This is a genomic window from Nonomuraea sp. NPDC003727, assembly GCF_053586935.1.
The window spans coordinates 303,580-329,150 of sequence record NZ_JBSFNE010000011.1 but is presented as its reverse complement, the minus strand read 5'-3'; the positions used below and the strand labels follow the sequence as shown (position 1 = coordinate 329,150).

General features: G+C 72.4%; 22 protein-coding genes. 13 read left to right on the top strand and 9 right to left on the bottom strand.

Features of this window, described 5'->3' with window-relative positions; all coding sequences use genetic code 11:
* Window positions 1–412: 412 nt before the first annotated feature.
* From ACWDLG_RS28600 to ACWDLG_RS28585, 4 genes are read left to right on the top strand one after another with little or no spacing between them, the layout of a single operon-like run.
* Complete coding sequence (locus tag ACWDLG_RS28600; protein WP_449925630.1) at window positions 413–1,297, top strand: ABC transporter ATP-binding protein; 885 nt, start codon at window positions 413–415, stop codon at window positions 1,295–1,297.
* 2 nt (window positions 1,298–1,299) lie between these two features.
* Complete coding sequence (locus ACWDLG_RS28595; RefSeq protein WP_449925627.1) at window positions 1,300–2,034, top strand: ABC transporter permease; 735 nt, start codon at window positions 1,300–1,302, stop codon at window positions 2,032–2,034.
* On the top strand, window positions 2,001–3,146 hold the full coding sequence (locus ACWDLG_RS28590) for a sensor histidine kinase (protein ID WP_449925624.1): 1,146 nt from the start codon (window positions 2,001–2,003) through the stop codon (window positions 3,144–3,146). The genes ACWDLG_RS28595 and ACWDLG_RS28590 overlap by 34 nt, the downstream gene beginning before the upstream one ends.
* Complete coding sequence (locus tag ACWDLG_RS28585) at window positions 3,143–3,745, top strand: response regulator (protein ID WP_449925621.1); 603 nt, start codon at window positions 3,143–3,145, stop codon at window positions 3,743–3,745. The genes ACWDLG_RS28590 and ACWDLG_RS28585 overlap by 4 nt, the downstream gene beginning before the upstream one ends.
* Before the next feature lie 7 nt (window positions 3,746–3,752).
* Here ACWDLG_RS28585 and ACWDLG_RS28580 read toward each other — a convergent pair whose 3' ends face one another.
* Window positions 3,753–5,018, bottom strand: coding sequence for an aminotransferase class V-fold PLP-dependent enzyme (locus ACWDLG_RS28580; protein WP_354907078.1), 1,266 nt, complete (start codon window positions 5,016–5,018; stop codon window positions 3,753–3,755).
* A 31-nt stretch (window positions 5,019–5,049) separates the two neighbouring features.
* On the opposite strand from ACWDLG_RS28580, the gene ACWDLG_RS28575 reads away from it, so the two are divergent.
* A complete protein-coding gene (locus ACWDLG_RS28575) occupies window positions 5,050–5,634 on the top strand; it encodes a TetR/AcrR family transcriptional regulator (RefSeq protein ID WP_449925617.1) in 585 nt (194 codons plus the stop codon).
* 26 nt (window positions 5,635–5,660) lie between these two features.
* Here the strand turns inward: ACWDLG_RS28575 and ACWDLG_RS28570 are convergent, their stop codons facing one another.
* The 5 genes from ACWDLG_RS28570 to ACWDLG_RS28550 form a co-directional block, all read right to left on the bottom strand.
* Complete coding sequence (locus tag ACWDLG_RS28570; RefSeq protein ID WP_449925614.1) at window positions 5,661–6,722, bottom strand: EAL domain-containing protein; 1,062 nt, start codon at window positions 6,720–6,722, stop codon at window positions 5,661–5,663.
* 123 nt (window positions 6,723–6,845) lie between these two features.
* Window positions 6,846–7,532 (bottom strand): response regulator, encoded by a 687-nt coding sequence (locus ACWDLG_RS28565; protein ID WP_449925611.1) that lies wholly within the window; start codon window positions 7,530–7,532, stop codon window positions 6,846–6,848.
* A 7-nt stretch (window positions 7,533–7,539) separates the two neighbouring features.
* On the bottom strand, window positions 7,540–8,661 hold the full coding sequence (locus ACWDLG_RS28560; RefSeq protein WP_449925608.1) for a sensor histidine kinase: 1,122 nt from the start codon (window positions 8,659–8,661) through the stop codon (window positions 7,540–7,542).
* Entirely contained in the window at window positions 8,645–10,126 is a 1,482-nt protein-coding gene (locus tag ACWDLG_RS28555; RefSeq protein ID WP_449925606.1) for a nitrilase-related carbon-nitrogen hydrolase, read from the bottom strand. Before ACWDLG_RS28555 ends, ACWDLG_RS28560 begins: the two co-directional genes overlap by 17 nt.
* Before the next feature lie 141 nt (window positions 10,127–10,267).
* Window positions 10,268–11,068 (bottom strand): PIG-L deacetylase family protein, encoded by an 801-nt coding sequence (locus ACWDLG_RS28550; protein ID WP_449925603.1) that lies wholly within the window; start codon window positions 11,066–11,068, stop codon window positions 10,268–10,270.
* Window positions 11,069–11,166: 98 nt separating this feature from the next.
* On the opposite strand from ACWDLG_RS28550, the gene ACWDLG_RS28545 reads away from it, so the two are divergent.
* On the top strand, window positions 11,167–11,820 hold the full coding sequence (locus ACWDLG_RS28545) for an acVLRF1 family peptidyl-tRNA hydrolase (RefSeq protein WP_354907071.1): 654 nt from the start codon (window positions 11,167–11,169) through the stop codon (window positions 11,818–11,820).
* A gap of 69 nt (window positions 11,821–11,889) precedes the next feature.
* On the opposite strand, the gene ACWDLG_RS28540 is transcribed toward ACWDLG_RS28545, so the two are convergent.
* Window positions 11,890–13,815, bottom strand: a complete 1,926-nt coding sequence (locus ACWDLG_RS28540) for a family 10 glycosylhydrolase (RefSeq protein WP_449925599.1) — start codon at window positions 13,813–13,815, stop codon at window positions 11,890–11,892.
* Window positions 13,816–14,033: 218 nt separating this feature from the next.
* On the opposite strand from ACWDLG_RS28540, the gene ACWDLG_RS28535 reads away from it, so the two are divergent.
* The 5 genes from ACWDLG_RS28535 (at window position 14,034) to ACWDLG_RS28515 (ending at window position 20,800) form a co-directional block, all read left to right on the top strand.
* Window positions 14,034–15,542, top strand: a complete 1,509-nt coding sequence (locus ACWDLG_RS28535) for a golvesin C-terminal-like domain-containing protein (RefSeq protein WP_449925596.1) — start codon at window positions 14,034–14,036, stop codon at window positions 15,540–15,542.
* Window positions 15,543–15,956: 414 nt separating this feature from the next.
* A complete protein-coding gene (locus ACWDLG_RS28530) occupies window positions 15,957–17,555 on the top strand; it encodes an ABC-F family ATP-binding cassette domain-containing protein (RefSeq protein WP_449925593.1) in 1,599 nt (532 codons plus the stop codon).
* Between the two features lie 113 nt (window positions 17,556–17,668).
* A complete protein-coding gene (locus ACWDLG_RS28525; protein WP_020547488.1) occupies window positions 17,669–17,884 on the top strand; it encodes a helix-turn-helix domain-containing protein in 216 nt (71 codons plus the stop codon).
* A gap of 179 nt (window positions 17,885–18,063) precedes the next feature.
* Complete coding sequence (locus tag ACWDLG_RS28520; protein WP_354907067.1) at window positions 18,064–18,873, top strand: enoyl-CoA hydratase/isomerase family protein; 810 nt, start codon at window positions 18,064–18,066, stop codon at window positions 18,871–18,873.
* A 40-nt stretch (window positions 18,874–18,913) separates the two neighbouring features.
* Window positions 18,914–20,800 (top strand): ABC transporter ATP-binding protein, encoded by a 1,887-nt coding sequence (locus tag ACWDLG_RS28515; protein WP_449925589.1) that lies wholly within the window; start codon window positions 18,914–18,916, stop codon window positions 20,798–20,800.
* A gap of 100 nt (window positions 20,801–20,900) precedes the next feature.
* Here the strand turns inward: ACWDLG_RS28515 and ACWDLG_RS28510 are convergent, their stop codons facing one another.
* Complete coding sequence (locus ACWDLG_RS28510) at window positions 20,901–21,779, bottom strand: sulfotransferase family protein (RefSeq protein WP_449925586.1); 879 nt, start codon at window positions 21,777–21,779, stop codon at window positions 20,901–20,903.
* A 30-nt stretch (window positions 21,780–21,809) separates the two neighbouring features.
* On the opposite strand from ACWDLG_RS28510, the gene ACWDLG_RS28505 reads away from it, so the two are divergent.
* Window positions 21,810–22,778 (top strand): S66 peptidase family protein, encoded by a 969-nt coding sequence (locus ACWDLG_RS28505; protein WP_449925583.1) that lies wholly within the window; start codon window positions 21,810–21,812, stop codon window positions 22,776–22,778.
* 43 nt (window positions 22,779–22,821) lie between these two features.
* Window positions 22,822–23,691 carry a hypothetical protein gene (locus ACWDLG_RS28500; RefSeq protein ID WP_449925580.1) on the top strand — a complete coding sequence of 290 codons (870 nt, stop codon included), beginning with the start codon at window positions 22,822–22,824 and terminating at the stop codon, window positions 23,689–23,691.
* Window positions 23,692–23,758: 67 nt separating this feature from the next.
* On the opposite strand, the gene ACWDLG_RS28495 is transcribed toward ACWDLG_RS28500, so the two are convergent.
* Entirely contained in the window at window positions 23,759–25,513 is a 1,755-nt protein-coding gene (locus ACWDLG_RS28495) for a glycoside hydrolase family 15 protein (protein ID WP_449925578.1), read from the bottom strand.
* Window positions 25,514–25,571 lie beyond the last annotated feature (58 nt).

Below are 25,571 nucleotides of genomic sequence, written 5' to 3'. Positions count from 1 at the left end.
CGGGACCGGTCACGGATCTGGCGGGATCGGTCACGGCGCCGGTGACGGCCGGCTGACCGGCGACAGGCCGCCGCCGCGCGGATTCACGACGAAGCCGCGCGGCGGGATCCGGCGGCGCCGCCATCCGTCACGGGGACGTCCGCGCTGAGCGCCGCCACCTCGCTCGCCGCCGACGTGTGCGGCCTGGCGGGCAAGGAAGGCCGCATCAGGCCAGGCCACGACGCCGATCTCCTGGTCGTCCGGGAGATCCGGCCCGTGACGTCACCGCGCTGAGGAGACCCGTGGCCGACGGCCGGGGGTGGCTCCGGAAAGCGGGCGAAGCGGCGGCGCCGGTGGCGTCTGACAAATGTCATGGCGAGCGCCGGACAGACGGCACTGCCCCCGCGCCGGAGCCGCCTCTAGCGTCGTCTCCATGAACGCCATCGAATTCCACCAGGTCAGCAAGGCGTACGGGGATGTCCGCGCCGTCGAGGAGCTGTCCCTCACCATCGGGCAGGGCACGACGGTCGCGCTGCTCGGCCCCAACGGGGCGGGCAAGTCGACCACCATCGGCATGCTGCTCGGCCTGCTGCGCCCCACCTCGGGCACGATCGGGATCTTAGGCCGGACCCCCGACGCGGCCGTGGCCGCGGGCGAGCTCGGCGCGATGCTCCAGGACGGCGCGCTCATCCCCGAGCTGACCGTCAGAGAGCTGGTCGACCTCGTCAGGCGGCTGTACCCCGACCCCATGGGGCTCGAGGAGACCCTCGAGCTCGCCGACCTCACCGACCTGGCGAAGCGGCGCGCGGACCGGCTGTCCGGCGGGCAGACGCAGCGCGTCAGGTTCGCCCTGGCCATCGCAGGGGCGCCCAGGGTCCTGCTGCTCGACGAGCCCACGGCGGCCATGGACGTGGAGTCGCGGCTGCGCTTCTGGGCCGGGATGCGTGACTACGCGGCCGGTGGCCGTACCGTGCTGTTCGCCACCCACTACCTGGAGGAGGCCGACGAGCACGCCGACCGGGTGGTCGTCGTGGCCAGGGGCAGGGTGGTGGCCGACGGGACCGCGGCCCAGATCAAGGCCGCCGTGGGCGGCCAGAGCGTGCGCTTCTCGATCGGCGCCCAGCCGGCGGCGGGCCTGGCGGCGCTGCCCGGCGTCACCGCCGTGGAGATCGCGTACGGCACGGCCACGCTGCGCACCACCGACGCCGACGCGACGGTGGCGGCGCTCTACCGGGGCACCACGCTCGACGTCCGCGACCTCCGGCTCGACGGTGCCGACCTCGAAGACGCCTTCCTCGCCCTCACCAAGGAGTCCTGAGCATGCTCCACTACGCCAGAACCGACATCGTCAGGATGCTGCGCAACCGGCGCTACATCATCTTCGTCGTCGCCTTCCCCGTGGTGATCTACCTGATCAACGCCGGCATCTACGGCGACCAGGTGGCGAGCGGCGGGGTCACCGCCAACGTCTACCTGATGGTCTCGATGGCCGCCTACGGCGCGATGGCCGCCGCCCTGGTCAGCACCGCGATGCCGTGGGCGCAGGAGCGGCAGTCGGGCTGGCTGCGCCAGCTGCAGATCACCCCGCTGCCCGGCTGGATGATCATCGTGACCAAGCTGGCCGCCGCCATGACCCTGGTCCTTCCCGCGCTCACCCTGGTGGCTCTCGCGGCGATCCTGGTCAGGCACGTGTCGCTGCCCCCCGGGCAGTGGATCCCGCTCGTGCTGTCGCTGTGGCTCGGCGCGGTTCCGTTCGTGGCGCTCGGCCTGACCATCGGCTCGCTGCTGCCGCCCGAGGTGGCCCAGCCCGCCTCCATGATCGGCATGTTCGCCTTCGCGATCCTCGGCGGCCTGTGGTTCCCCGCCGACGTCATGGGCGGCGCGATGAGGACCATCGCCCACCTCATGCCCTCCTACCACTACGCCGAGATGGGGTGGAGCATCACCGAGGGCCACGGCCTGCCTCTCGGGGACGCGCTGGTCGTGCTCGGCTGGGCGGTGGCCATGGGTCTGGTGGCGACATGGTCGTACCGGAGGGCTACCGTACGGGGATGACCTCGGGCCAGTCGTTGATGACCTTCGGCGCCGGCGACGTCCCCTCCCGCGGCAGGCGCCTGGCGGGCATGTCGGTCGGGCTCGTCTATCTCTTCTTCCCCGCCTCGGAGATCGCGACCGGCGCGGTGACCGGCGCCAGGGCGGCGTGGGGCGGCGTGACCCTCGTCGTCTTCGCCGCCTCCTACATCGCCACCACGCTGGGCCCCCGCACCTTCGAGGAGCGCAGCCCCTGGACCTACCCGCTGCTCGCGCTCACCACCGTCGTCGCGGTCGCCGGAGCGGCCGTCTTCGGCGAGGGCTGGCTGACCCTGCCCGTCTACACGACCGTCCTGTACTCCTTCATCCTGTCCCCGCGTCCCGCCGCGGCGGGCATCGCGGGCATGCTGGCGGCCGTCGTCGGCTGCGGCCTGCTGTCCGGCAGCGACGCCGCCACCATCGTGATCCTCGGCCTGCAGGTCGTCACGCTCGGCATCCTGTTCATGGGCGTGCGTAGGACCCGGTTGCTGGCCCAGCGCCTGCGCACCGCGCAGGACGAGGTGGCCAGGCTGGCCGCGGCCGACGAGCGGCTGCGCATCGCCCGCGACCTGCACGACCTGCTCGGCCACAGCCTGTCGCTGATCGTGCTCAAGAGCGAGCTGGCGGGGCGTCTGGCCGAGGGCCGGGTCCAGGAGGAGGTGGGCGACATCGAGAAGGTGGCCAGGCAGGCGCTCACGGAGGTGCGCGAGGCCGTCACCGGGTACCGCCAGCGTGAGCTGTCGGAGGAGCTGGACAACGCGCGCGCCGTGCTGCGGGCCGCGGGGGCCGAGCCGGTGGTGCGCGTCACGGGCACCCCGCTGCCCGAGGCCCTGGACGGCCTGCTCGGGTGGGCGGCCCGCGAGGGCGTCACCAACGTCGTACGGCACGCGGACGCCACCCGCTGCCAGATCGACGTCACCTACGACGGGACGGCGGCCACGCTGGAGATCGTGGACAACGGGCGTGGCGGTCCGCCCGAGTTGACCGGCAGCGGCCTGGCCGGCCTGGCCGAACGGGTCAGGGCGGCGGGCGGCTCGATCGAGGCGGGCCCCCGCGAGGCGGGCGGCTTCCGGCTGTGGGTGGCGGTACCCGCATGATCAGGGTCATGCTGGCGGAGGACCAGAGCATGGTCCGCGGCGCCCTGGCCTCGCTGCTCAACCTGGAGCCCGACATCGAGGTGGTGGGGGAGGCGGCCAACGGGCAGGAGGCCGTCGCCGTGGCGGCAGCCGTACGGCCCGACATCGCCCTGCTGGACATCGAGATGCCGGGCGGTGTGGACGGCATCACCGCGGGCGCGACCATCGCCGCCACCGGATGCAGGGTGATGATCCTGACCACCTTCGGCAGACCGGGTTACCTGCGCAGGGCCATGGAGGCGGGCGCCGTGGCGTTCCTGGTGAAGGACAGCCCCGCGCGCGAGCTGGCGGCCGCCATCCGCCGGGTCCACGAGGGGGAGCGGGTCATCGACCCGGCTCTGGCCGCCGCCGCGCTCAGCGCGGGGCCCAACCCGCTGTCGCCCCGCGAACGCGACGTCCTGGCGGCGGCCGTCGACGGCGCCACGATCGGCGACATCGCCCGCCGCCTGCACCTGTCGGAGGGCACGGTGCGCAACTACCTGTCGTCGGCCATCGGCAAGACCCACGCCCGCAACCGCATCGAGGCCGTCCGGCGGGCCAGGGAGCAGGGGTGGCTGTGAGGCCGCGCTAGAGCGCGGCGACCGCCTTGACGGCCTGGTCGACCTGCTCGGGGCTGACCAGGATCGAGGTGCCGAAGCGCAGGTAGACCTGCTGGTAGGGGGTGGTGCTGGTCAGGATGCGCCGGGCGCGCAGGCGTTCCGTCGCCTGGAAGGGCGTCACGCCGTCGATTTCGCAGCACACCAGCCCCGCCGACAGCGCCGGATCCATCGGCGTGATGAGCCGCACCCGCCGGTCGGCGGCCAGGCCCTGCTTGAGGCGGGTGGCCAGCTCGATCGTCCGTTCGTGCACGCGCTGCTTGCCGATCGAGGTCTGGAAGGCGAAGGCCTCGGCCATCGCCCAGCGATGCTCGAAGGTCTGGTAGCCGCCGGGGGTGTTGACCAGACCGCCAGGCCCGGTGGGCGCGGTACGGCCGAACCAGGCCCTGAAACCCGGGCCGCTGAAGCTCGGGATGATGGGGGCGACGTGCTCCCAGGCCCTGCCGTACACGATGCCGGTGCCGCGCGGGCCGAACAGCCACTTGTGGGTGCCGGAGGCCAGGAAGTCGCAGCCGAGGTCGGTGACGGAGTCGGCCAGCGCGCCGAAGCCGTGGACGCCGTCGACGCACAGCAGCGCCCTGTCGGCCTCGTCGCGGTCGCGGTTGGCCTCGGCGAGCATGTCGGCGATGGCGCGGATCGGCAGCCTGACGCCGGTGCCGGAGTGGACCCAGGTGACCGCGACGATCCGGGTGCGCGGGGTGAGCCCCGCCTTCAGCGCCGCCACGATCCGCCCGGCGTCGGCCTTGGCCGGGTCGTCGTACAGCCGCACGCGCGTGACCCGGGCGCCGGTGCGCTCGGCCAGCATCCTGAGGTTCTCGTGCGTGGCGTAGAAGTCGTGCTCGGTGGTCAGCACGTGCTGGCCTGGGCGCAGGCGGAAGCCCGAGTAGATCACGCTCAGGCCCATCGTCGTGCTGTCGGTGAGCGCGACCTGGCCCGCCTCGGCGCCGAGGTAGCGCTCGGCGGCCGCCCGGACCGCGGCGTCGCGGTCATCGGCCTCCAGGTATCCGGCGGTGTCGCCGTCGAGCCCGTCGCGGTGGCGCTGGATCGCCGCGCGCACCACGGCCGGGTGGGCGGCCAGCACGTACGCGGCGAAGTTGGCCACCTTCGCGTCGAGGGCGAACTGCGCGCGCACCGAGGCCCAGTCGTCCGTCACCGGCCTCGGGCCCTCGGCGGGCGCGGTGCAGCCCGCCAGCGTCGCGCCCGCTCCGCCCACCAGCAACGTCCGCCTGTTCAGCACGACTTCCTTCCTAGCACGCTAACGTGCCGATGTGGGAAGACCAGCCAAGTTCGGCGCCGACCAGATCCTCGACACCGCCGCGGCGCTCGCCGCGGAGGGCGGCCACGAGGCCGTCACCGTCACCGCCGTCGCCGCGCGCCTGGGCGCGCCGAGCGGATCCATCTACCACCGCTACGGCTCGCGCGACCTGCTGCTGGCACACCTGTGGATCAGGGCCGTGCGGCGTTTCCAGGAGGGCTTCCTGCGCGCCGTGCGCAGGCCCGACCTGGCCGAGGCGGTGCGCGCCGCGGCCGCGCACGTGGTGCGCTGGTCGGCCGAGCACCCCGACGAGGCGCGGCTGCTGCTCGCGCACAACGTGGCCGAACTGCGCGAGCGCTGGCCGGCCGAGCTGGGGGCGCAGCTCGACGCGCTCAACACCGACGTCATGGCGGCGCTGCGCGAGCTGGCGGAGCGGGTGCCGGGCGCCGACGGGCTGGAGCGGGTCACGTTCGCGCTCGTCGACGTGCCCGTGGCTGCCGCGCGGCGGCACGTGCTCGAGGGGCGGGCCGTACCGGATGCGGCCGTACGGCTGGCCGAGGTGGCCGCCCTGGCCGTCATCCTGGAGAAGGATCTCTGAGACGAGCGCGGCCGGCCCCGCGCGGGTCACCGGTACGGCCCGCTGGCCACCCGCATGAGGTCGCTGACCCTGACGATCCCCATGCACCTGCCCACCTCGTCGGTCACCACCAGGTCGTCGTAGACGCGGGCGGTGTCGCGCCCCGCGACCTGCATCGCGGCGATGGCAGGGGTGGTCTTGGGAACGGTCCTGGGCGGGTCGGCCAGCCGCAGCGCCGGTTTCTTGGCGTGCAGGGCGTGGCCGTACCTCCCCGCGATCGACAGCAGAAACCTGCTGCGGTCCAGGCTGCCTTCGGGACGTTGGTACTCGTCCACCAGGATGACGCTGGTGATCGAGGGCTCGGTGCCGAACGCCTCCACCGCCTCCTCGGCCGTCGCCCCGGCGGGCAGCGACACGGCCGGCATCAGCAGCTCGTGCACGCGCGGGCCGAGCATCAGGTCGGCCTGCGACGGCTTGCGCACCGGCAGCGGCACCCGCACCCGGCCGTCCGGTCCCGGCCGCAGCAGCGGTCCCTCCGCCAGCCGGGTGCCCCACGAGCGCACGGCCGCCAGCTGGGCCTCCTGCGCGATGGCGGGGGCCAGCACGTGCGCGCCGATGCCGCGCGCCAGCGTCGCCAGCGCCTCGCCCGCCGCCGACCTCCTGGGATCCTGCGGAACGCGGGCGACCAGCTCGGGGGCGAGCACGATGAGGTACGGCGCGGCCTCGATGATCAGCTCCATCGGGAGGCTGCCGACGCCCAGGCCGCCGAAGGCGACCAGGTAGCCGATCGCCCGCAGGCCGTCCAGCCCGACGAGCAGCGCCTTCCTGTCCGCGTCCACGCACGGGCCGTGCACCTGGAGGATCACCTCCCTCGGCCGCCTGCCGGACCTCCTGAGGGCCTCGTGCAGCGGCGAGAGCGCGGCCGAGCCGCCGATGACCATGTGGGTGGGAAGATCGAGGATGACGGGAAGGGTTCCTGCGCCGATCTCGGCGGCGTCAGGGGACACGTGCAACGCGATGACACCGCCGGTCTCGAGGTCGACCACAGGGGAGACCGCGGCGGAAGCTTCCTGGTCGTACTGGGGAAGCAGGGGAGTCTGGGGAGACACGTCCAAATTCTGGGGCCGCTCCTGGCAGCCCAGAAGCCCGGTGCGGGGAAATTCACCGACATTTCGCTCCCGGTTCCTGGGACGCCACACCGGGTCTCCAGCCCGGCGCGGCCCTGGGCCCGTCTAGAGCGGCCACCCGCCGCCGTCGGCAGGGGCGCCGGGGACGACCAGCCCCGACTCGTAGGCGAACACCACTGCCTGGGCCCGGTCGCGCAGCCCCAGCTTGGTGAGGATCCGGCTGACGTGCGTCTTGGCGGTGTTCTCGCTGACGACGAGCTCGGCGGCCAGCTCCACGTTGGACAGCCCACGCGCCAGCAGTCTCAGCGTCTGGCTCTCGCGGTCGGTCAGCCGCTCCAGCCTGGCCGCCAGCCGCGGGGCGACGCCGGACCCAGGGCGGCGGACCAGGCTCTCCACCAGCCGTCGGGTCACGGAGGGCGCCAGCAGCGCCTCTCCGGCGGCCACGACCCTGACCGCCTCGGCCAGCTCCTGGCGGCGGATGTCCTTCAGCAGGAATCCGCTCGCCCCGGCCCGCAGCGCGTCGTAGACGTAGTCGTCCAGGTCGAACATGGTCAGCACGAGGACCTTGGCGCTCGTGGCGGCGCAGATGCGCGCGGTGGCCTCCAGGCCGTCCATGCCGGGCATCCGCACGTCCATGAGCACCACGTCGGGCCGCAGCCGTTCGGCCGCCGCGACGGCGGCGGCGCCGTCGGCGGCCTCGCCGACCACGGTGATGTCGGGGTGGACGCCCAGGATCATGGCGAAGCCGGCGCGGAACAGATCCTGGTCGTCGGCGATGAGGACGCTGATCACGCGACTCCTAGGGGAGGGGAAGCTCGGCGTGGACGACGAACCCGGTACCGCCGGGCGCGGTTCCCGCCCGCAGCGTGCCGCCGCAGGCGGCGACCCGCTCCCGCATCCCTGCCAGGCCGTGGCCGCCGGGCCCGCCGGGGCCCGCGCCCGCGCCGTCGTCGGTGACGGTGACGGTCAGCAGGTCGTCCGCGCAGGTCACCGCCACGTGGGCATGGCGGGCTCGGGCGTGCCTGATGACGTTGGTCAGCGCCTCCTGGACGATCCGGTAGGCGGCGACGGCCGTCTCGCGGGGCACCGGGTGAGGACCGTCGCCGGTCTCCAGCGTCACCTCGAGGCCCGCCCGGCGGGTCCTGTCGATCAGGCCGGGAAGGGTGTCGAGGCCGGGGGGCGGGTGTCCCGGCGGGTCGGCGTCGTGGCGGTCGTCGCGGCGCAGCGTGTCGAGCAGGCCGCGCAGCTGGACCAGCGCGGTCCTGCCGGTGTCGGCGACCGCGTCGAGCGCCGCCTGCGCCTGCCGCGGGTCCGAGCCGAGGACGGCCGAGCCCGCCTCGGCCTGCACGACCATGAGCCCGACCGAGTGGGTGACGACGTCGTGCACGTCGCGGGCGATGCGGGTGCGCTCCAGCGCGGCCGCGGCGGCGCGTTCCAGCTCCACCCTCCTGCCGCGCTCGGCCCGCTCGGCCAGCCGCGCGGCCCGCGCCCGCGCCCCGGCGCCGAGCGCCCAGGCGGCCACGAACGCGGTGCCGACCATCCGGTAGACCTCGCTCTCCTCGTGCGGTACGGCCAGCGACACGTAGACGGCGATCCCGACGACGGGCGCGGCGAGCAGCCGTACGGTGGTGCCGCTCAGCTCGGCGACGGTGTAGACGCCCAGCAGCGGCCCCCACGGCAGGAACGGCTTCTCCCACAGCACCATCGCGGTCATGGCCAGTCCGGAGACGACGGAGACCGGCACGGGGGCGCGCCGCCGCCACAGGAGCGGCACGCCGGAGGCCACCGCGGACAGGACCACCCACCACGGCGCGGGCGTGGGCAGGAGCGTGGGCGCCACGGTCGCGACGGTGACCGCCCCTGCCAGCACGGCGTCGACCAGCCCGGCGGGCGGTGTGGGCAGGCTACGGGCGAACCGCATGAGCCCGCTTCGCGGAACGGTCGGAGCCGAGCCGGCCGCGCGCACCATCGCCATCCCTTCCGTCCCCTGCGGCCCGCAGCCCGACGAGCAGGGTCGGGGGCAGCAGCAGGAGGCCGGCCCAGCCTAGCCAATCGCCGAGCACGCTGTACGGCGTGGCCGCCACGGGCGCGGGCAGCGTGAAGACGGCGGAGGCGAAGCCCGGCCCGGTGCGGGCCTCGGCGAGCACCCGCCCGTAGGCGTCGCTGGCCAGCAGGATGCCCGCCCTGGGCGCGCGCACGACGGTCATGCCGTTCTCCACCCCGCGCACCAGCGCCATCCTGCTGTGGATCCACGCGTCGCCGGGGAAGTCCCACGCGGGGGCGAAGACGGCGGTCGCGCCGCGCCGCCGGTAGTCGCGCACGAGCGCGGTGAAGTCGAGGTCCTTGCAGATGGCGATGGCCCACCGGCCGCCTGATCCCGGGAGGAAGGCCACCGCGTCCGCGGGTCCCGGCTCGTACGCCGACTCGATGCCGGGGATGAGATGTCGCTTGTCGTAGCGGACCGGGGCGGCCTTGCCGGAGAAGGCGAGCGCGCTGTTGCCGCGTACGTCGCCGTCGGCGAGGGTGAGGCCGACCAGGATGGTGGCGTGGCGCTCGGCGGCCAGCGCGCCCAGCGGCCGGGCGAGCGCCGGCAGGGTGGCGGCGTCGGCGGCGAAGGTGTTCTCGGGCAGGACGACGACGTCGGCGCGCAGCTTGCGCAGCGCGCCGACGTAGCGCGCGACCAGCGTCCTGCCCTGCGGGGTGCCGACGGGGACGGTGTCGTTCGGCTCGTCGGTGGCCAGCAGCGCCACCCGCGTCGTACCGCCGGCCGCGCCGGGCGCGGCGGCCAGCCGTGCGGCGCCGTAGCCGGTCACGAGTGCCACGACGACCGCCGCTCCGGCGGCCCGCAGCAGCCCGCCCGCCGTCCACGGCAGGCCGGCCAGGACGGCCTGGACGCCCAGCAGCAGGAAGGTGACGCCCCACGGGCCGGTCAGCGACACCAGCTGGAGCACCGGCAGGACGTCGGCCTGCGAGTAGACCATGCTCCACCAGGCGCCGTGCGGCAGCGTGAGCGACACGGCGAACTCCGCCGCCACCCAGGACGAGCCGAACGCCAGCGCGGCGACGAGCGGCCTGCCGCGCCGTGCGATCGCCCCGAAGGCGAGCACCGCCAGACCGAACAGCAGCGAGGTCCCGACGATCAGCGCCGCCCCGAGCGCGGGCGGCAGCTCGAGCACATCGAGGTAGTAGCCCCACATCGGCGTCTGGCCGCCGAGCCAGGCGGCCGTGCCCGCGGCCGTGCGGGTCCATGGGCCCGATCTGACGGCCACGGCCAGCACGGGAAGGGCCGCGATCCACGCGCACCACCACACCGGCGTGAGCCCCGTCCCGAACGCCAGCAGGACGGCCGACAGCGCGGTGAGCATCAGGAGGAGAAGACGATTCATGCCCGCCATGGTCGGCCGGGGACCGCGCCGGGCGCGTCGCGCAGGCGGATGATCCCCGCCCTCATCCGCACGGGTGACGGACATCGCGTCCCCCGCCGGTCATCGACGTCAAGCCGGTGATCGAGGGCGGCCGCCGAAGGGTCAGCGCGGCGCGGCCGGGGTGAACAGGTCGTCGAGGACGCGCCCCGGTCCCGCTCCCGCGGCGGGTTCGGCGTACCACTCCCTGCCGAGCACCCACCCGAAGACGGGGACAGGAAGCCGGAGGAGCGCCCGCATGACGGGCGCCGGCCTGCCGCGGCCCGCCACCTGCGAATGGTGGGCGGCGATCGCGTCGCGCTTCTGCCGGGCGAAGCGGCGTACGTCGATGCGGTGGGTGATGGCCTCGCGGGGGCTGTAGGCGCGGCTGAGCGCGTCGGGGTCGTAGCGGAGCGGCAGCCGCAGGACGCGCGCCGCGGTCATCAGCCGGGCGACGATGTCGCGGGGGAGGGTCGCCTCCAGCAGGCGCGGCACCCCCGCCTCGGCGGCGGCGAGCTTGCCGACCTCGTGCACCCTGACGTGGTCGCGGTGGCCGTACCCGCCGTTGGCGTCGTAGCTGAGCAGGATGTCGGCCCGCTCCTCGGTGAGGATCGCCGCGAGCCTGCCCGCGGCCTCGGCCGGGTCGGCGGCGACGAAACGGGCGCGGTCCGGCGGATCGGGGTAGAGGATCGCGCCGTGGCCGCTGTCGGCGTAGCCGAGGTGGACGACCCGGTGGACGCCCAGGACGGCGGCGCTCGCGCGCAGCTCGTCCATGCGCGTCGTGTCGCCGTCGGCGGCGGCCCCCATGTGGTCGGTGGCGACGACGATCACCACGCGGTGGCCTTCGGCGGCGGCACGGGCCAGCGTGCCGCCGGTCAGGATGGCCTCGTCGTCCGGATGCGCGTGGAATGCCACGACTGTTGCCATGCGTCCCCCTGGGTCGTGAAGCCAACCAGCGTAGCCACTGGATGATCTTCGCCGGCCGACTTCGCGGATCTTCACCCCGGCACCGGTACGCTGCCAGGGTGAAGGCGCGACCGGCGAAGGGCGGGGGACGGTGGGTGTCGGTGCCCCCCGAGCGCGTCCAGCGCTGGATCGACGGCTTCGCCGACCGGCACGGCCCCTTCGAGGCGACAGGTGACACTCATGTCGTACGGCTGGCCGCCGCCGACGGCGCGATCGCCGCGTGCCACGCCCCGTTCCCGCCGCTGCCGCAGGGCCCGCCGAGGGTGGCCCGGCTGGTGACGCACGCCCGCGCCGACCGGCTCGTCGGGGTGGTGCTCGTCCGCCTGGGCGGCTACGCGGCGGGCGTCTTCCACGGCTCGGAACTGGTCGCCTCCAAGGTCGGCTCCCGCTACGTGCAGGGCCGCACGGCGGCCGGCGGCTGGTCCCAGCAGCGCTTCGCCAGGCGCAGGCAGAACCAGGCCGACCAGGTCTGGCAGGCCGCCGCCGACACCGCGCTCCAGGTGCTGTCGCCGCACCTGGAGGCGCTGGCGGGGGTGGTGTTCGGCGGCGACAGGAAGGCGGTCGACGCGATGCGTGCCGACCGGCGCCTCGCGCCGTTGTTCGCGCTGGAGACCGAGCCGTTCCTCACCGTGCCCGACCCCAGACTCGCCGTCCTGCGGGAGACCCCCGCGCTGTTCCGCGCCGTCCGGATCCACGTCACCGATCCGGAGTGACCTGCCGTCCGGATCCATGATCCGGAGTGACCTGCCGTCCGGAGATGCGGGCCACTCCGCACGGCCGCCTCAGCCGGTCGCCGTGATCCGGACGGCGTCGGCGATGACGTAGCCGGTGGCCGAGGTCCATCTGCTCACCCCGACCACGTTGTACGTGCCCGCGTTCAGCGTGAAGGTGCCCAGCGAGCGCCATTGCCCGCCGCCCGCGCGCTGGTCGACCGTCACGGTCTGGGTCCCGCTCGCGGCGGCCACGAGGTGCGGGGTCGCGCTGTTGTACCCGGCGTTGGCCGGATACCAGACCTCCACCCGGTAGGCGCCCGCCTGGGGGACGGTGGTCCTGAACCAGGCCGGGTCACTGGCGGCGACGGGGTCGGCGAACCGGTAGTCGGCCCCGTAGCGCTGCGTGGAGTACGCCGAGGTGCCCCACGCCGACCCGGCGGCCGGCCCGTCGACGATCACGCTGAACGGGCCGCCGCCGCCGCCCGAGCTCGCGGCGCTCTCCTGGTGGGTTCTGCCGAGCGCGGTCACGTGGTACGTGCCGGGCCCGGGCGAGGTGTCGATGAAGGAGGTGCCCCGGGTGGTGCCGATCAGGTTGCGGGCGTCGGTGAACAGGCAGGGGTCGGCGGGGTCGCCCCGGTAGACGGCGTAGGCGGCGCCGCTGCCCTGCCACGACACCTTCACCCCGCCGGACACCGGGGTCGCCGAGACGCCGGTCGGGGACGGCGGGGCGGACGCCGTACCTCTGGGCGGGATCAGGGCGGGCCTGCGGTAGTGGTCGGAGACGACCAGGGAGAAGGAGCCGATCCTGTCGGCCCGCACGTCCTTGGCGCTGAAGTAGACGTCGCCCTGCACCTCGGGGTGGCCGCGGTTGTCGCGCAGGTGGTCGCTGAGCTCGGCGGGGTCCTGCCAGGCGGGATCCTGGCCGGAGGCGCCCGCGCGGTAGGCGGCCTGTCCGACGGAGAGCTGCACGTTCGTGCCTCGCACCACCTCCGACCACCAGGCGGTGAGCACCGCGTAGTCGGCGGCGGCGAAGCCGATGTGCCAGTAGAGCTGCGGCGTCAGGTAGTCGATCCAGCCCTGCTTCACCCAGCGCCGGCTGTCGGCGTAGATGGCGTCGTAGGACTGCAGGCCCGACGTGCGCGAGCCGAGCGGGTCGGTGGAGGCGTTGCGCCAGATGCCGAACGGGCTGATGCCGAAGGCGACGTGCGCCTTGGCGGCGTGGATGCGCTGGCCGAGCTCGCGCACCAGGAGGTTGACGTTGTCGCGGCGCCAGTCGGCGATGTCGGTGAAGGCGCCGCCGTACTGGGCGAAGGTGGCCGCGTCGGGGATGGTCTGGCCGCTGACCGGATAGGGGTAGAAGTAGTCGTCGAGGTGCACGCCGTCCACGTCGTAGCGGGTGACGGCGTCCATGATGGCGTCCTGGATGAAGGCGCGGACGGCGGGAATGCCCGGGTTGTAGTACAGCTTGCCGCCGTAGGCGAAGCGCCAGCCGGGGTTCTGGCGGGCGGGATGGGTCGCGACGAGCTTGGTGGGGTCGTCGTGGTTGGCCACCCGGTAGGGGTTGAACCACGCGTGGAACTCCAGGTTGCGGGCGTGCGCCTCGGCGACCATGAACGCGAGCGGGTCGTAGCCGGGGTCGGTGCCCTGGGTGCCGGTCAGCCACTGCGACCACGGCTCGTACGGCGAGGGCCAGAACGCGTCGGCGGTGGGGCGCACCTGGACGACGACGGCGTTCAGGCGCTTCTGGACGGCCAGGTCGAGCCACGAGCGGAACTCGGCCTGCTGGGCGGAGACGGACAGGCCCGTCCTGCTGGGCCAGTCGATGTTGGCGACCGAGGAGATCCACATGGCCCTGAGCTGCCGCTTGGGCGTGGCGGGATCGGGGACGCAGGCCGCCGTGGCGGGAGCGGCGGCTGCGGAGGCGGCTGTCGGGACGGCGGCTGGGTTGACGAGGAAGGTGAGCACGAGGGCGAAGAGCGCCGCTAATCGGGTCACAGAAGGAATTTTTCATCCAAGATGCCGACGAACGCAATAGTCTTCATCCCGATCGCCGGGCGACGCGGCGACGGGTGGCGCGTGGCCGGCGCCCGGCGGTCATCGCCTCCTCGGCGAAGGACGGAAATTTTCATCCACAATCGCGGTAATGTCAATTATCGACATCTGTCATGAAGAGCCCTTAATGTGCAGCCACACCCCCTGCTCGAGGAGCGCTCATGACCCGATTAGCCGCTCTTGTCGCCTCTGCCCTCTCCGCCCTCCTCGTCCTTACCGGTCAGCCTGCCGTCGCCGACCGGGCGACACCCCTCGGCGCCGCCTTCGACAAGGCCGCCGCCGCCCACGACGTCCCCCGCGACCTGCTCGCCGCCATCGCCTACGCCGAGACCCACCTCGACGGCCACAACGGCGAGCCGAGCGCCAGCGGCGGCTACGGCGTGATGCACCTGGTCAGCAACCCCACCACGCACACGCTGGAGAAGGCCGCCGAACTCACCGGCCTGCCGGTGGAGAAGCTGCGCGCCGACACCGAGGCCAACATCCTCGGCGGCGCCGCGGTCCTGCGCTCCCTCGCCGACGGCCTCGGCCTCGACGAGGCCGCCAGGAAGGAGGAGGGCCGCTGGTACGAGGCCGTCGCCGCGTACGGCAACGCCACCTCGCCCGAGCTCGCCCGCCTCTACGCCGACGCCGTCTACGAGATGCTCGGCCTCGGCTTCAAGGCCAAGGGCCTGCGCGTGGCGCCCCGAGAGATCACCGCCGAGCGCGGACGGTACGCCACGGTCAAGGACCTGAACGCCAAGGACACGAACGCCGTGGCCGCCGCCGCCAGCCCCGACTACCCGAACGCCAGTTGGGTGCCCGCCAGTTCCAGCAACTACACCGCGTCGAGCCGTCCGTCGAGCTACGCCATCGACCGGGTGGTCATCCACGTGACCCAGGGCTCCTACGCCGGGACGATCTCCTGGTTCCAGAACCCGAGCGCCCAGGTCTCGGCGCACTACGTGGTCCGCTCCTCCGACGGCGCCATCACCCAGATGGTCCGCGAGAAGGACGTCGCCTGGCACGCGGGCAACTGGTCCTACAACACCCGCTCCATCGGCATCGAGCACGAGGGCTTCATCAGCGACGCCTCGTGGTTCACCGACGCGATGTACCGGGCCTCGGCCGCCCTGACCCGCAACATCTGCGACAAGTACGGCATCCCCAAGGACCGCGCCCACATCATCGGCCACAACGAGGTCCCCGGCGCCACGCACACCGACCCGGGCCAGTACTGGAACTGGACCACCTATATGTCGTACGTGACCGGCGGTGGCGGCGGCTCGTGGTCCACCACGATCGACAACACCGGCGCGTTCACGGCCAGCGGCAACTGGGGCACCTCCAGCTACTCCGCCCAGCGCTACGGCGCCGACTACCGCTTCGCCAACCCCGTGGCGGCCAGCGACCCCGCCTGGTACCGGGCCAACCTGCCCAGCACGGGCAGCTACCGGGTCGAGGTCTGGTACCCCTCCGACCCGGGCTACAACAGCTCGGCCCCCTACATCGTGGCCACCTCCAGCGGCAACCAGACGGTCTACGTCGACCAGCGGTCGGGCGGTGGCGGCTGGCGCAGCATCGGCACCTTCACGCTCAACGCCGGTGATCGCGACGTCGTCGGCGTCAGCCGCTGGACCTCCGGCACCGGCTACGTCATAGCCGACGCCGTCCGCATCACCCGCCTCTGACCGACCACCACCGAAACGCCCCCGGCCCGGCTGCCCCGGACCCGGACCCGGACCCGGCTGCCCCGCCCCCGGACCCCAACCCCGGGCCCTGACCCGGCTCACGGGGCGCTGTGTCCCAGGTCACCGGACCGCGAAGCGGCGGAAGCCGGGTGGCGGGGATCCGGACCTGTCTCCGGTCCATGGACGGGCGGCCGGTCCGGCCCGCTGAGTCCCCTCAGGGGAGAACCGAAGATCGAGGAGAAGGGCGGCCCGCGGGCCGCCCTTCTCGCCGTCACGGGAAGCCCTGCCCCGCCCAGCCCGTTAACAAGGGGAGGAGGCGTGCCCCGGCCCGTACACTGATCCCCATGCACACTCCCGATTGACCGGCCCCCGCCGCCTGACCGACTTTCCTAGCCCGGGAGTGTCCTCCTAACCATGATCATCGCCAGTGATATCGAGCTGCGCGCGGGAGCGCGCCTGCTCATCGAGAACGCGACGTTCCGCGTCAACCCCGGTGACAAGATCGGCCTCGTCGGCCGCAACGGTGCGGGCAAGACCACCCTGACCAAGGTGCTCGCGGGTGAGGGCGTCCCCGCCGCGGGCACGGTCACCGCCTCCGGCAGCATCGGCTACCTCCCCCAGGACCCCCGTGCGGGCGACCTCCAGGTGCTGGCCCGCGACCGCATCCTGTCGGCCCGCGGCCTCGACGAGGTGCTGCGCAAGCTGCGCGCCGCCGAGGAGGGCATGACCAGCGACGACCCGAAGGTGCGCGACCGGGCGGTCAAGCGCTACGGCAGGCTCGAGGACCAGATGCACGTCCTCGGCGGCTACGCGGCCGAGTCGGAGGCGGCCTCCATCGCCTCCAGCCTCGGGCTGCCCGACCGGGTGCTCAAGCAGCCGCTGGAGACCCTGTCCGGCGGCCAGCGCAGAAGGGTCGAACTCTCCCGAATTCTCTTCAGCGGTGCAGAAACTCTCCTTCTGGACGAACCGACAAACCACCTAGATGCCGACTCAATTGGGTGGCTTCGGGATTTTTTGCGCTCCCATCAGGGAGGCTTGGTGATCATCAGCCACGACGTTGGTCTACTTGAAGCGACGGTCAACAAGGTCCTCCACCTCGACGCCAACCGCAGCGTGATCGACATCTACAACGTCGGCTGGACGGCCTATCTCGCCCAGCGCGAGACCGACGAGAAGCGTCGCAAGCGCGAGCGCGCCAACGCCGAGAAGCAGGCCAACGCCCTGCTGTCGCAGGCCGACAAGATGCGCGCCAAGGCCACCAAGGCCAAGGCCGCCCAGGACATGATGCGCCGCGCCAACCGGCTGCTGTCGGGCACCGAGGAGGTGCGCAAGAGCGACAAGGTCGCCAAGCTGCGCTTCCCCGAACCGCTGCCCTGCGGCAAGACGCCGCTGACGGCCGAGGACCTGTCCAAGTCGTACGGCTCGCTGGAGATCTTCACCGATGTCAGCATGGCCGTCGACCGGGGCAGCAGGGTCGTCATCCTCGGCCTGAACGGCGCCGGCAAGACCACGCTGCTACGGCTGCTCGGCGGCATCGAGAAGCCCGACACCGGCGAGGTCAAGCCGGGTCACGGCCTCAAGGTCGGCTACTACGCCCAGGAGCACGAGACCCTCGACGGCGATCGCACGCTGCTGGAGAACATGCAGTCGGCGGGCGGCACGTTCACCGACACCGAGTTGCGCAAGGTGCTCGGCTCGTTCCTGTTCACCGGCGACGACGTCGACAAGCCGGCCGGCGTGCTGTCGGGCGGCGAGAAGACCCGTCTCGCCCTGGCCATCCTGGTGCTCTCGAGCGCCAACGTCCTCCTTCTCGACGAGCCCACGAACAACCTCGACCCCGTCAGCAGAGAGCAGGTACTTTCGGCACTTAGGTCCTATTCTGGGGCGATCGTCCTGGTTACGCACGACGAGGGTGCTGTTGAGGCGCTGCAACCCGATAGGGTGATCTTGCTACCTGACGGAACTGAAGACGCTTGGAGCGCTGAATTTTCCGATCTTGTGGCACTTGCCTGATCTTAATTTGAGCGGGTAGGGATCTTTTCCCCTGGAGTAGGTAGCCGATCCCGCTGAAATGACTGATCATGGCGGAGTAACGCTGCGGAAGTCTGGCACTACAGGAGGTACTCGTGGCCGAGACTCTGAAGAAAGGCACCCGGGTCACCGGGGCCGACCGTGAGAAACTGGCCGGCGATCTGAAGAAGCGCTACGCCGCGGGTGAGAGCATCCGCGCCCTGGCCGCTTCGACCGGCCGGTCATACGGGTTCATCCACCGCATCCTCAGCGAGTCCGGTGTGACTCTGCGCGGACGCGGCGGGGCCACCCGAGGCAAGTCCAAGCGCTGAGGCCGCCTCGGATACGCGCGACCGCAGCCGCTCGTCTCCCAGTCAGCGTGCCGTCCCGCCCGGGCCCTACTAGAACCTCATTCTAGGGAATCGGTAGGCTCGGGCGCGACGGACCAGCGAGGGAGCGGACCCGACCGTCATAGGTCGGGACGCTACCCGTGACCACGCGGGAGTGAGCGATGGCGGAAGCGACGCTTGGGGGGAGTGCGGCGGACGTCTCCTTCGAGGAGGCCGGTCTGCGCTACGAGGTGGACGGTGAGATCGCGACGATCACGCTGGATCGGCCGGACAAGCGGAACGCACAGACGTTCGCTACCTGGTCGGCTCTGGCTCGGATCGGTGACGACCTGCCCGAGCAGGTTCGAATCGTCGTGGTCCAAGGTGAGGGACCGTCCTTCTCAGCAGGGATCGACCTGCGGATGTTCACACCCGAGGGGGTGCCAGGACAGGGCTCGTTCAGCTCGACGGCACAACTCGACGAGAAGTCTTTCGAGCAGCGGATCGAACAGGCCCAGCAGGGTTTCCTGTGGCTGCGCCGTCCGGAGATCGTCTCCATCGCCGCGGTTCACGGTCACGCCATCGGCGCCGGATTCCAGCTGGCGCTCGCCTGTGACCTGCGGATCGTGGCCGAAGACGTCAAGTTCTGCATGAAGGAACCCGCGCTCGGGCTCGTGCCCGACCTGACGGGGACCAAGCCCCTTGTCGATCTGGTCGGCACGGCCAAGGCGATCGACATCTGTCTCACGGCCAGGGTCGTGGGCGCCGAGGAGGCGTTCAGGATCGGGCTGGCCGAACGGGTCGTCAGCAGGGAAGGGCTGGCGCAGGCCGTACAGGACAAGGCGGCCGAGTTGCTTTCGACCAACCGCGACGCGGCCACGGCCACCAAGCGGCTGCTCCAGGGCGCGGCGGGGCGCACCCTGGAGGAGCAGGCGGCGGCCGAGCGGGCCGAGCAGCAGGTCAGGATCAGGACACTGTTCGCCGGGAGCTGATCAGGGAATCGGTGCCGCCCAACGGGTGCTGAGATTGCCGATGACGATGATGGGTGGGGGCTTCGCGCCCCAGACGATGCGATCGCTGCGCCGTGACGAGTCGGTCATGAAGCAGCGGCTCCGGCCTGGCACGGTCAGGCGGATAGCCGGCCATGCCCGGCCTTTCGGCGGTCTGATCACCGCCTTCCTGGTGCTGGTGGTCGCCGGCGCGGTCATCGTGGTCGCCAACCCGCTGCTGATGAAGGCCATCATCGACGACGGCATCCTGCCCAAGCGGCCGGACGTCGTCGTCTGGCTCGCCGTCGCGATCGCGGCGCTTGCCGCGCTGGACGCCGGGCTGACGCTGGCCCAGCGGTGGTTCTCCGCCCGCATCGGCGAGGGCCTCATCTACAACCTGCGCACCGAGGTCTTCGACCACGTCCAGCGCATGCCGGTGGCCTTCTTCATGCGCGCCCAGACGGGCGCGCTGGTCTCCAGGCTCAACACCGACGTCATCGGCGCGCAGCGCGCGCTGACCAGCACGCTGTCGTCGGTCGTCTCCAACGTCATCAGCCTGGTCCTCGTGCTGGGCGCGATGTTCGTGCTCTCGTGGCAGGTCACGCTGGTCGCCCTGGTCCTGCTGCCGATCTTTATTTTCCCCGCCAAATGGGTGGGGCGGCGCATGTCCGCGCTCACGCGCGAGCAGATGCAGCTCGACGCCGAGATGAGCTCGGTGATGACCGAGCGCTTCAACGTGGCCGGCGCCATGGTCGCCAAGCTGTACGGCAGGCCGGAGGAGGAGGCCGACACCTTCGGCAGGCGCGCCGCCCGGGTCCGCGACGTGGGCGTCACCGTGGGCATGTACGGCACCGTCTTCAGGGTCGCGCTCGGCCTGGTCGCCGCCCTGGCCACGGCCCTGGTCTACGGCATCGGCGGGGTCCTGGCCGTGGGCGACTACTTCGAGCTCGGCACCCTGGTCGCCCTCACGGCGCTGCTGATGCGCCTGTACGGCCCGCTGACCTCGCTGTCGAACGTCCACGTCGACGTGATGACCGCGCTGGTCAGCTTCGACCGCGTCTTCGAGGTGCTCGACCTGCGGCCCATGGTCGCCGAGAAGGAGGAAGCGCGTCCGGTGCCGGCCGGCCCGGTGACGATCGAGTTCGACGACGTGCACTTCCGCTACCCCGCCGCCGAGGAGGTCTCGCTGGCCTCCCTGGAGTCGGTGGCCAGGCAGGACACGAGCCCCTCGCATCCCGTCCTCAAGGGCGTCTCGTTCGCCGCCCGGCCGGGGCGGCTGGTGGCGCTCGTCGGGCCGTCAGGGGCGGGCAAGACCACCATCACCTCGCTGGTCTCGCGCCTGTACGACGTCGGTGAGGGTGCGGTCCGGCTCAACGGGCTCGACGTGCGCGACGCCACTCTCGCCTCCATCCGCGACACCGTGGGCGTCGTCATGCAGGACGCCCACCTGTTCCACGACACCATCGGCGCCAACCTGCGCTACGCCAAGCCCGGCGCCGACGACGAGGAGATCTGGGAGGCGCTGCGCGCCGCGCAGATCGCCGACCTGGTCGAGGGCCTGCCCGACCGGCTCGACACCGTGGTCGGCGACCGCGGCTACCGGCTGTCGGGAGGGGAGAAGCAGCGGCTCGCCCTGGCCCGGCTGCTGCTGAAGGCGCCCAGCGTGGTCGTGCTCGACGAGGCCACCGCCCACCTCGACTCCGAGTCGGAGGCGGCGGTGCAGCGGGCGCTGAAGACGGCGCTGGCGGGGCGCACCTCGCTGGTCATCGCGCACCGGCTGTCGACGATCCGCGAGGCCGACGAGATCCTCGTCGTCCAGGACGGCACGATCGCCGAGCGCGGCAGGCACGAGGAGCTGCTGGCCCGCGGCGGCGCCTACGCCGAGCTCTACCGCACCCAGTTCGCCGCCGAGGCGCGCGAGCGGTCCTGAACCCCGCGCCCCGCGACCACCGGTCGAGCCGCCCGCACCGCGCCGAGCCGGCCCCTACAGGCAGCCGAGCCCGGCCCCTACAGGCAGCCGAGCCGGGCCCCTACAGGTAGCCGAGCCTGGTCAGCTCCTCGCGGGCGACCTTCTCCACCAGCTCGCGGTCGTCGGGACGCAGCCGGGTGTGCCACCCGCCCACCTCCGGGATGCGCGTGCCGTACAGCGCGACCTTCGACACCCGCGTCTCCAGGAAGCCCGACAGCGTCGCGACGCTCTCGCCGGTGGAGTGGACCAGGTCCTCGTAGCGGACGGTGAGCAGCTGCTCGGCAGGCAGCTGCCGGCGCAGGGCGGCGCTGAGCCGCACCGCGCTGCGCCAGCGGAGGGCGCACTTGCCCGCCGTCGGCATGGTCTTCCACCGGTCGCGGTGCTCGTCGCGGTTGATCCCGAGGAAGGTGTTGGGGAACTCGGTGTCGTCGGCCATCATCGGCGGCTTGAACCAGGCCAGGCAGTCGGGGTCGGCGGCCATGTCGCAGGTGACGTCGCGGCCGTCGCGGATCAGCTGCACGAAGCGGGCGTCGGGGAAGGCCCGCAGCAGGACCTCGGCGCTGTAGAGCAGGTCGGGGCTCGCGTCGCCGAAGCGTGTCACGGTGGCGGTGGCGACGCAGGGACCGCTGCCGGTCACGCCGCCCGCCTCCCGGCACGGCAGCGCGCACTGGCCGCACGAGCCGGGCAGCACCTGCCACGACTCGGCGAGGGAGTCGCGCAGCACCCTGACCGCGCCCGAGCTGCGCCCGATGGACGGGCGGCGGGCGAAGGCGTGCACCACGTGCGCCACCGACTGGCGGCCCATGGTCATGTGGAAGCCGGGGGAGCGCTTCAGGGCACGCGCGAGCAGGTCCGCGCCGGAATGAGGAGCTCCCAGCAGGAAGACCGGCCTGCGGACCTTGATGCCGTTGACCACGAGAATGTGGGGCGGAGGTCGCATACGTCAGGTAAGTGTGACACCGTTTGCCGGGTGAACGAACCGGCCACGCCAACATCGGCCACGGCGACCCCGGGAGCGGGCGCCGGCTCCGGATCAGGACCGCTCCGCCTGGGCGCGGGTGACACGGTCGCCATCGTCTCGCCGTCAGGGCCGCCGAACGCGACGCTGCTGCAGCGGGGGGTGAAGCTGCTGGAAGGGCTGGGGCTGAAGGTCGTCCTGGGCCGGCACGTGCTCGATCGCGAGGGCTACCTGGCAGGCACCGACGCCGACCGCGCCGCCGACCTGCAGGCCGCCTGGTGCGACCCGGCCGTCTCGGCGGTGTTCTGCTCGCGCGGAGGGTACGGCGCGGCCAGGATCCTCGACCTGCTCGACTGGCGGGAGATGCGCGCCGCGGGTCCCAAGATCCTGCTCGGCTCCAGCGACATCACCGCCCTGCACCACGTCTTCGGCGTCGAGCTCGGCCTGCCCACGCTCCACGGTCCGATGCCCGCCTGCCGTCCGCTCTCCTTCGAGGCCGAGCCGGAGCCGGTGACGTGGGACCACCTGCGGGCCGCGCTCTTCGCCACGACCCCGCCGCCCGTCACGGGCGACAGGGTCCTGCGCGAGGGCCGCGCCCAGGGCGTGCTCGCGGGCGGGAACCTGGCGCTGCTGGCCTCGCTGTGCGGCACCCGCTACCAGCCGTCCTTCGCGGGCAGGCTGGTGCTGCTGGAGGACGTCGGCGAGCAGCCGTACCGGATCGACCGGATGCTCACCCAGCTGCTGCAGGCCGGCGCCTTCGACGGCGTGCGCGGGATCGCGCTCGGCTCGTGGGTGGAGTGCGGCGACCCCTACCCGGTGCTGGCCGAACGGCTCGGGCCGCTGGGCGTGCCGATCATCGCGGGGTTGACCGTGGGGCACGGCACACCACAGAGGTCTGTGTGGCTCGGAGCGCTTGGTGTTATCGATACCGAATCGTGCTCCCTTACTGGTCTGCATGGTGGCATGGAGCAGGCAGTGTAAGACGCATAGGGAGAAAAGCGACGATTCCGGAGGTCGGGGACGCGTGAAGTTCTTCAGGCGCGACCGGGAGCCCTCCCGGAGATCCGTCGAGGACATCGATCTCGACTCCCTCCTCGCGCTCGTCGCCGACTCCCTCGGCTACACCTGCACGTTCGCCCCTGACGGCGGCTCGCTCACCCTCGGCGGCGGCAGGGAGATCCTGGTACGGCTGGCGGGCCTGCGCCGCGAGGCGGGCCGCCGCTCCCGCGAGGACTGGCCCGTGCTGGTCTCCGAGCACCTGACCAACGCGGTGGCCGCCGCCGACGACCTGCTCGACGTGTGCGACCTCGACCAGGTCAGGCCGCTGCTGCGCACCAGGGTCGAGTCGGTCGACGCGGTCGAGGACCTCACCAGGGTGGTCGGCCGCTCGCTCAACGGCGACCTGGTCGAGCTGCTGACCGTCGGGACCCGCTTCGTGCGTCCCGAGGAGGCCGGATGCTGGCCCATCCCGTCGGGCCAGGCGCTGGACCTGGCGCTGGGCAACGTCCGGCAGGACGAGCGGCTGACGCTCTCGCATCTCGACCTCGCCGGGCTGCAGGCCTGGCGGCTGTCGGGCCGTACCGTGGCCGCGGCCGCGCACCTGCGCTGGCTCGAGCAGTACGTCGCCGTGCCGGAGGACGGGGTGCTGGTCATCCTGCCCGACCCCGCCACGCTGCTGCTCTACCCGGTCGACGGCATCGGCGTCGTGCGCGCCATCGAGCGGCTGCGCCTGCACGCCGAGCGCGCCGGGGGGCTGAGCCAGCAGGTCTACTGGTGGCACGCCGGCATGCTGACGCTGATCCGCGCCGACATCGTCCTGCAGGACGGCCAGACCCGGCTCGTCGTGGCCCCGCCACCCGAGTTCGCCAGGGTGCTGGCCCGCCTGGCCGCCTGACCGGGGGAGCGCGCCCGGCAGCACCCAGAACGGGCCTCAGGACGGCCCCAGGCAAGCCCAGGACGGGCTACGACAGGGCGCGGGCCGCGTGGACGAGGGGCACGTGGGAGAAGGCCTGGGGGAAGTTGCCGACCAGGCGGCCGTAGCGCGGGTCGTACTCCTCGGCCAGCAGCCCCACGTCGTTGCGCAGGGTCAGCAGCCGTTCGAACAACTCGCGCGCCTCCTCGGTACGGCCCTGCATGGCCATGACCTCCACCAGCCAGAAGCTGCACGCCAGGAACGCGCCCTCGCCGCCCGGCAGGCCGTCGATGTCGTTGTCGGCGGCGACCGGGTAGCGCAGCACGAACCCGTCCGTCAGCAGTTCCCGCTCGATCGCGCTCACCGTGCCGCTCACCCTGGGGTCGTCGACCGGCAGGAAGCCGACGACCGGGATCAGCAGCAGCGACGCGTCGACCTCGACGGAGCCGTAGGACTGGGTGAAGGTGTTGCGGACCGGGTCGTAACCCTTGGAGCAGATCTCGTCGTGGATGCGCTGTCGCACCTCGCGCCACCGCTCGACGGGGCCGGTGCGGCCGAAGTTCTCCACCTGCTTGATCGCCCGGTCCATCGCCACCCAGCACATCACCTTGGAGTGCGTGAAGTGCCGGCGCGGGCCGCGCACCTCCCACAGGCCCTCGTCGGGCTCGTCCCAGTGCTCCTCGACGTAGTCGAGCAGCTCCCGCTGGATGGACCACGCCCTGTCGCTGGGGGCCAGGCCCGAGGTGCGCGAGTGGTAGAGGCAGTTGAGCACCTCGCCGTAGACGTCGAGCTGCAGCTGGTTGACCGCGCCGTTGCCGATGCGCACCGGGCGGGAGTCCTCGTAGCCGTCGAGCCAGCCGAGCTCCATCTCGGGCAGGCGGCGCTCGCCCGCCACGCCGTACATGATCTGCAGGTCCTGCGGCCTGCCCGCGATGGCCCGCAGCAGCCAGGCCCGCCAGGAGGCCGCCTCGTCGAGGTACCCGGAGCCGATGAGCGCGTCGAGCGTCATGGTGGCGTCGCGCAGCCAGCAGTAGCGGTAGTCCCAGTTGCGCACGCCGCCCAGGTCCTCGGGCAGCGAGGTGGTGGGGGCGGCGACGATGCCGCCGGTGGGGTCGTAGGTCAGCGCCTTGAGGGTGATGAGCGAGCGGATCACGGCGTCGCGCCACGGGCCCTTGTAGGTGCACTGGCTCACCCACTCGGCCCACAGCTCCTCGGTCTGCGTGAGGTGCTCGTCGGCCGAGATCAGCCGCGGCATCGGCTGGTGGGAGGGGTGCCAGGTGAAGACGAAGGCGTGCCGCTCGCCTTCCTTGACGTGGAAGGTGGCGCGGTGGGCGTAGTCGCCGCCCTTGAGCGGGACGGGGGAGTGCAGCCAGATGGAGTCGGGGCCGCCGATCGCCTGCAGGTGGCCGTCGCTGCGGCGCACCCACGGGACGATCCTCCCGTAGTCGAAGCGGATCCTGATCTGGGTGGACATCTCCACCGTGCCGGACACACCCTCGACGATGCGCACCACGTCGGGGTTGCGGTCGCGGGGCGGCATGAAGTCGATCACCCTGACGGTGCCGGTGGGGGTGTCGTACTCCGATTCCAGGATCAGGGTCTCGCCCCGGTAGCGGCGCCGGTCGGCCGCCGGCCGGCCGGTGGGTCCGAGCCACCAGTGCCCGTTGCTCTCCTTGCCGAGCAGCGCCGCGAAGCAGGCCGGCGAGTCGAACCTGGGCAGGCAGAGCCAGTCGATCGACCCGTCGCGAGCCACCAGCGCCGCCGACTGCATGTCTCCGATGAGGGCGTAGTCCTCGATCCGCATGAACCCGACGGTACAGCGACCTTGACCGCCAGGCATGGGCGGACAGGTGGATTTCGTG